The following is a 2,733-nucleotide window of genomic DNA, read 5'->3' as shown; positions in this document are numbered from 1 at the left end:
ATAATATGATGAAAATTCCTGCATGAAAATGAGTAGTAAATGGGATTTTTTAATTTTTTTCAGTATCAAGTACTTAAAATAAAAAAAAAGGCCGTCCCATAGTTTGTTTTGAGACGGCCCCTATTTTATATTTTATTCAAATTTACACATTTAGGAATAATTAGGAATAATTGGTGTCTTTAATATAAAATGCTTGCCAATAAAAGTGTTGTATGATACATTTTAAGCAGTAATTTGTTATAAAAATTTTATTATGAAACAAAAACAAAAGCCACATAATTATGCCATTTTTGTTGCCAGGCAGCCAATATTTAACAGGCATAAGGAATTATATGGCTATGAAATATTATTCCGTAGCGGTTTTGAAAATTTTTATAATGCACTGGATGCTGATGCTTCAACATCAAAAACCCTGATCAATAGCTTCTTAGTTATTGGGACCGATTCACTGACAGGTGGCAGAAGAGCATTCATTAATTTTACTGAAGAAACCTTAAAAACAAACCTTGCCTATTTTTTCCCAAAAGAGGTGCTGACAATTGAAATACTTGAAACTGTTCCCATTACCAATGAGATAATTACTATCACAAAAAAACTGAAGAGTCAGGGCTATAAAATTGCGCTTGATGATTTTGTTTTTACTGATGAGTACCGTGAATTACTTCCTTTTGCAGATATCATAAAAGTTGATTTTTTAAACACAACCACCTTTGAACGTATACAGATTCATAATGAAACAGCACATCTTAATATTAAACTCCTGGCTGAAAAGATTGAAACCTATGAAGACTTCCACGAAGCACTATCCCTGGGATACTCATATTTTCAGGGATTTTTCTTCAGCCAGCCAGAGATTATTGAATCAAGAGACATTCCTGTCTATAAACTCAACTATTTAGAAATATTACAGCAAATCCATAAGGAAGATGTAGATTTTGGTAAATTAGAAGAGATAATAAAGCGTGATGTATCATTAAGCTTTAAATTGCTTAAATTCATAAATTCTGCCGCCTTTGGATTTGCCAGCCAGATTGGTTCAATTAAACATGCGCTGGCACTTCTGGGTATACGTGAATTCAAAAACTGGTTGTCATTTGTAGTACTTCACAGCATAGCACAGGATAAGCCACAGGAACTTATTGTTACATCATTAATACGTGCAAAATTTGCTGAACTTTTAGCAGCCTCATCACAGTTAAAACCACAAGCATCCGAATGTTTCCTGATGGGCTTATTTTCACTGGTAGATGCATTTTTTGATAGGGATAAAAAGGAAATTTTTCAGCAATTGCCTCTTACTGATGATATAAAAAAAGCAATTTTAAAGCAACAGGGCCCCTATGCAAAGCTGTATGAATTTATTACTGCGTATGAAAAAGGTAACTGGGACGCAGTGAACAGATTATCAGGAGAGCTTCAATTGCCAGCTGAACAGATTGCACAATCATACCGCAAAGCAATTGAATGGGCTAACACATTTTTTGTGCATCAATAAAACATATTTCTTGACAAACATTTCCAAACTAAACCCACCATGGAACATGCCACATACCACAAACAACTTGATTATTGCAATCACCTCTTATTTTATAATCGGGGCGATAGCTCATAGCATAAACGTGCAGGCTGCCAATCAATCCTTGCAGCATTACACCCGTATCGTCTCACTGTCGCCATCCATCACCTCAATGATACAGGATTTAGGATGTGAACACTTACTTGCTGGCGTAACACAGTACCACCCACCGCTTTCAAGGAATATACCACTGGTAGGAACTATCACCACCCCCAACAGTGAAGCAATTATTGCATTGCAGCCTGATATCATACTCTATTCAAAAGAAGATTCAGTAACACAAAAGATAGATATGCTACACCATGCTGGCCTTACATGCTACGATCTCCCTTCAGCAGATTCATTTGATACTATATGCAATAATTATCTAACCATAGCAGGTATTCTCAATAAAAAAGATCTTGCCATACATAAACTTTCACAGTATAAAAAAAAGCGTGAAGCTCTTTTGCACACAATACATCACCGTGCGCTTATCCTGCTTTCAGCCAATCCCTTTATTGCTGTTTCACGACATTCATACATCAGCAATATCTTTGCCGATGCTGGCTTTGACAATATATTACACTACAGTAAAACACGCTACCCCATTGTACAGCAGGAATATCTCATTGCACAAAAAGCGGATATGATTATTGTCCTGAGCAATGACACCTTGCCTGACACGATTGGAAAAATAAAAAATATTGTTCACCTTCCTTATGATGGATTATATTTATACACACCATACCATTACTGTGAGTCATTGCAACATGTAGTTACTGTATTATATGGCAAGTGAAATATCCCTGGAAATATTCAACTATTATGAGCTATCGTCCCAATTTAAAATGTTGACATAATGAAGCTTTGACAGTGATACTTTCACCTAACCCAAAGCTATGAAAAATTTTTCCATCAACATAAGTATTATACTAGTCTGTACAGGCTGTATATTTATACTGGCGATAGCTCTTTCTATAGGTGCATCGCACATAACATTGCTTGAAGCAATCACTGGCATAAACCCCGTTGCCAAACAGATTATCATGCTTCGCTTTCTTAGAGTACTCATGGCATTTTTTGCAGGTGCTGCACTGGCAGTTTCTGGCTGTATATTTCAATCACTATTAAAAAATCCACTGGCCGAACCATATACATTAGGGGTATCAGGTGGC

3 protein-coding genes are annotated in these 2,733 nt (G+C 35.9%); all 3 read left to right on the top strand.

Annotation, left to right across the window (positions count from 1 at the left end; all coding sequences use genetic code 11):
* The first annotated feature begins 253 nt into the window (after positions 1-253).
* Positions 254-1,495 (top strand): HDOD domain-containing protein, encoded by a 1,242-nt coding sequence (locus tag AB1444_16335; protein MEW6528222.1) that lies wholly within the window; start codon positions 254-256, stop codon positions 1,493-1,495.
* A gap of 46 nt (positions 1,496-1,541) precedes the next feature.
* Positions 1,542-2,357 carry a helical backbone metal receptor gene (locus AB1444_16330; protein ID MEW6528221.1) on the top strand — a complete coding sequence of 272 codons (816 nt, stop codon included), beginning with the start codon at positions 1,542-1,544 and terminating at the stop codon, positions 2,355-2,357.
* A 100-nt stretch (positions 2,358-2,457) separates the two neighbouring features.
* Positions 2,458-2,733, top strand: a 276-nt coding sequence (locus AB1444_16325) for an iron chelate uptake ABC transporter family permease subunit (protein MEW6528220.1), incomplete at its 3' end; no start/stop codon positions are given.

Source organism: Spirochaetota bacterium (genome assembly GCA_040756435.1).
In the GTDB taxonomy this organism is placed as follows: Bacteria; Spirochaetota; UBA4802; order UBA4802; family UB4802; genus UBA4802.
The sequence above is the reverse complement of the archived record's forward strand: the minus strand, read 5'-3'. Positions and strand labels throughout refer to the sequence as shown.

Coding starts and splice junctions, on each gene's coding strand:
- AB1444_16330 (MEW6528221.1), top strand. CDS start 1,542: ATGCCACATACCACAAACAACTTGATTATTGCAATCACCTCTTATTTT.
- AB1444_16335 (MEW6528222.1), top strand. CDS start 254: ATGAAACAAAAACAAAAGCCACATAATTATGCCATTTTTGTTGCCAGG.